This window comes from Sphaerospermopsis sp. LEGE 08334, from assembly GCF_015207205.1.
Classification (GTDB): domain Bacteria; phylum Cyanobacteriota; class Cyanobacteriia; order Cyanobacteriales; family Nostocaceae; genus Sphaerospermopsis.
Window position 1 is genome coordinate 1 of the sequence record NZ_JADEXH010000096.1, and the last position, 3,640, is coordinate 3,640.

At 41.2% G+C, this 3,640-nt stretch carries 4 protein-coding genes; all 4 read right to left on the reverse strand.

Annotated features, from left to right (window positions below; genetic code table 11):
• Positions 1–17: 17 nt before the first annotated feature.
• The 4 genes from IQ237_RS25805 to IQ237_RS25820 all read right to left on the reverse strand — a co-directional run bounded on the left by IQ237_RS25805 (position 18) and on the right by IQ237_RS25820 (position 3,490).
• Positions 18–245, reverse strand: a complete 228-nt coding sequence (locus tag IQ237_RS25805) for a ferredoxin family protein (RefSeq protein ID WP_194060092.1) — start codon at positions 243–245, stop codon at positions 18–20.
• Positions 246–444: 199 nt separating this feature from the next.
• Positions 445–1,656 (reverse strand): ATP phosphoribosyltransferase regulatory subunit, encoded by a 1,212-nt coding sequence (locus IQ237_RS25810; RefSeq protein ID WP_194060093.1) that lies wholly within the window; start codon positions 1,654–1,656, stop codon positions 445–447.
• Positions 1,656–2,594, reverse strand: a complete 939-nt coding sequence (locus tag IQ237_RS25815) for a J domain-containing protein (RefSeq protein WP_194060094.1) — start codon at positions 2,592–2,594, stop codon at positions 1,656–1,658. The genes IQ237_RS25810 and IQ237_RS25815 overlap by 1 nt, the downstream gene beginning before the upstream one ends.
• Before the next feature lie 86 nt (positions 2,595–2,680).
• Positions 2,681–3,490: an inositol monophosphatase family protein gene (locus IQ237_RS25820; protein WP_194060095.1), complete on the reverse strand. Its 810-nt coding sequence runs from the start codon at positions 3,488–3,490 to the stop codon at positions 2,681–2,683.
• Between the last annotated feature and the right edge of the window lie 150 nt (positions 3,491–3,640).

Below are 3,640 nucleotides of genomic sequence, written 5' to 3' on the forward strand. Positions count from 1 at the left end.
CCCCAGTCCCCAGTCCCCTATTCTGCAATTTTCTGCAAATCAGGGCGTTCTTCTGGCAAAATTGCCCCTTCTACTGGGCAAACTTGTAAACAGATACCACAGTCGATACAGGTGACAAAGTCTATCCAGTACCAATCTGTACCTTTGACGTTTTTACCAGGTCCTTCATGAATGCAAGCTACAGGACAAGCATTTACGCAGTCAGCAACGCCTTCACAAACTTCCGTTACTATTGTATGTGGCATTTTCTCGTTCCCCTCTCTTGATTGAATCAGCAGTTTCTAAGTTAACAATTTGTAATATTAACGCAAGTAATCCGCTTTCAGTAATCAGATTTCAGTAATCAGCTTTTATTAATCAACAAATAACAAGAAAAGAACCGCAAAGGTAAAGATTAACATTAGCTGACGGCTGATAGCTGACGGCTGATAGCTGTATTACCTGTTAACGAACTGCTTCAATAGTGGGTGTACCATCGGAGTTAATCCAGGCGATTTGGGCGATAGAGCGATCGCGTGCATAGTTCCGAATTTCTTCTGCATCCCTTCCCCCCAAGTCCATTTCTACCCGTACTAAATGGGCAGAATCTCGTAACTTTTGGGCATAAGCAAAAGCAGCAGCATCAGCATTTTGATCTTCTGGAACTACTAACCAGTTACTTGCAGGAATACTCTGCGGTAATTGCTGACTCGATGCTAAAACTTGGTATAAATCATCAATGCTTAATTCAAAACCAATCCCAGGAATATTTTGCCCTTGGGGATGATATAGCCCTAAAAGCCGGTCATAACGACCACCACGCCCTAAAACTAACGCCTGACCTTCAGTATCACTAACTACTTCAAACACAATTCCTGTGTAGTAGTCAATAGTTTGAATCAAACTGAGATCCAAAATCAAAGAAAATTTACCTTCTGATTCTAGTAATTCTACTAGGGATTTCAGGTTATTTACCGCTGCTTGTTGGTCAGCATCTAAATCTAAACTGCTGACTTTTTGCAGCACATCAGCACTATTGCCACGCAAATCTAACATGATTCGGGCGCGTTGGTGCAATTCTTCACTCAGAGGTAAAGTATCGAGAGTGACACGATCCAAATTTGCGATCGCATTTCTCACTTCACTTTTGATATTAGCCGGAAAAGCATCCAGCAGAGATTTAGTAATTCCCGCCTCACCTAAAATCAACTGCCATCCACGCAAATCTAAAGCTTCTAAACAATTAGCTACCAACAAAAGCACTTCTGCATTTGCCAGTAAACCGTCCGCACCCAGCAACTCCACCCCAGCTTGATAATACTCCTGCTGCTGATTATGGCGCTTTTCCCAGTTGCGGCGAAATACATTAGCATTGTAATACAACCGTTGGGGATAGGTTGCTTCAGCCATGCGAGTAACTACAGTCCGAGCAATAGAAGCGGTGAGTTCTGGACGCAAACCCAATTCTTCATCTTGCCCATTTTGTAATTGTATGACCTTATGGCGCTGAATTGCTTCACCTGCCATCAGCGTATCCATCCGTTCCAACGTTGAGGTGATAATCCTGTGATATCCCCAACGATGAAAAACCTGTTGTAATCTATCTTCAATCCAGCGTTTTTGCGCCACATCCAAGGGTAATAAATCCCTAGCTCCCGCTGCTGGTTGATACACCATTATTTTTTCTTCCCACCAAACAAACCACCAAATAAACCACCATTTCTAGACTTATCGGGTTGGGTATCTCCATTATTGGCAGGTTTCCTTCCCTGATTAGTACCAGATTGATTTCCTAAAACTTTATCAAGTTTAGGCTTCCATTCCAAAGCTAATTTTTCATTTGGATCTAATTTCAGTGCATTTTCAAAGTAAATCTTAGCCATTTTTAGCTGATTTTGCCGTAAATATATCATTGCCATCCAGCTATGACAGTGACTATTTTTAGGAGCAAGCTTCAAAGCATCTTGTATTTCCACCATTGCCTGAGCAAACTGCTCATTTTCAATCAAAGTTTGAGCGCGTCGCAGATACTGTTCTACCACCGCATCTGTTTTTGGTGTAGGAGGAGGGGGTGGGGGAGGAGGTGGAGTGCTAGAATTACCAGAGGCTTTAATAGACTGAGGCGTAGTCATTAACCGTCCTGCACGCCGCATCAGGTAAACTAAATTCAATTCGCTAACTTGGGCAATGATTTGGGGAGTTTGCAGCAAATCAACAAATTGAGTTTCGGCAATTTTAGCCAATTCCTGTTGATACAATAGTTCAATATTGGGAGCGATCGCTAATTCCTTGGCTGCATCTGTAGTCAGTACCACTTCTCCCGGCTCTTGTGCTAGACGTTTGCCCATTTGCGACAAAATTACAGTATATTCAGCACGATTACGCTTTACAGACAATTTTTCATAAGCAGGATTAACCAGTTTAGATAATAATTCAGTGGCTATCTCTTTTTCATGACTTTTGATCACAGCAGCACTATCTGGGTGCAAGCGACGGGCGATGTTGAGATAGCGTTTACGTACTTCCCCGGCACTAGCGTCAACTGGAACACACAAAACTGCGTGATGATCTACAAAATCATATTTAAATAATCCGCCATCTATTTTAAAAGACATATAGAAATGTTGCACCCAAGCAGCAATTTTTTTAAGTTTACCCAGTCAGTAATATTGAATTAACAGATATTAGTAATTTTGCCATATTACCAAGCTGACAAAGGCGAAATTTGCATTAGTGTCTGACTGAGACTGTTATGAATATAACCGTTAGTAGCCAGGATTCTGCCAGAATCAATTTGTAAATCTCCACCATTATAAGCTGTCACCTGACCCCCAGCTTCTTGTAATAAAATTATACCAGCAGCAATATCCCAAGGTGCAATACCTCTTTCCCAATAGCCATCCACACGGCCACAGGCAACATAAGCTAAATCTAAAGAAGCAGAACCGCCACGCCTTACGCCTTGGGTAAGATGGGTAAGATGACAAAATTCTGCATAGTTATTATCCTTGGTTTCCCTGCGGTCATAAGCAAATCCTGTTACTAACAAACTTTTACTCAGTTCAGAAGTTTGAGAAACCTTGATAGGTCGGCGGTTGCGTGTTGCACCTAAACCAGCAGCAGCCCGGAATAATTCATTATGGAAAGGATCATAAATTACACCGACTTTTGGCACTCCCTGAATAAACAAACCAATGGAAACAGCAAAACAGGGATATTGATGGGCGTAGTTAGTTGTACCATCTAGAGGATCAATAGCCCAGAGATATTCACTGGTTTGATTTCCCAATTTTCCTGATTCTTCCGCGAGAATGGAATGTTGGGGAAAGTGCCGGTTGATAATTTCCAAAATCACTTTTTCAGAAGCTTTATCAGCAGCGGTAACTAAATCACCAGGTCTGCCTTTTTCGGTAGTCGCGTCTTCGACTTTACCTAAATAATCTTGCAAAATTACACCAGCAGATAAGGCAGCTTCGGTAGCGATATCGAGAAAAATTTGTAAGTTAGTCATTAGTTATTAGTCATTAGTCATTGGTCATTAGTCATTAGTCATTAGTCATTAGTCATTAGTCATTAGTCATTAGTCATTAGTCATTAGTCATTAGTCATTAGTCATTAGTCATTAGTCATTAGTCATTAGTCATTAGTCATTAGTCATTAG

Bases quoted from the DNA above. Each gene is read 5' to 3' on its own strand.
- IQ237_RS25815 (WP_194060094.1), bottom strand. From the start codon at position 2,594: ATGTCTTTTAAAATAGATGGCGGATTATTTAAATATGATTTTGTAGAT.
- IQ237_RS25805 (WP_194060092.1), bottom strand. From the start codon at position 245: ATGCCACATACAATAGTAACGGAAGTTTGTGAAGGCGTTGCTGACTGC.
- IQ237_RS25820 (WP_194060095.1), bottom strand. From the start codon at position 3,490: ATGACTAACTTACAAATTTTTCTCGATATCGCTACCGAAGCTGCCTTA.
- IQ237_RS25810 (WP_194060093.1), bottom strand. From the start codon at position 1,656: ATGGTGTATCAACCAGCAGCGGGAGCTAGGGATTTATTACCCTTGGAT.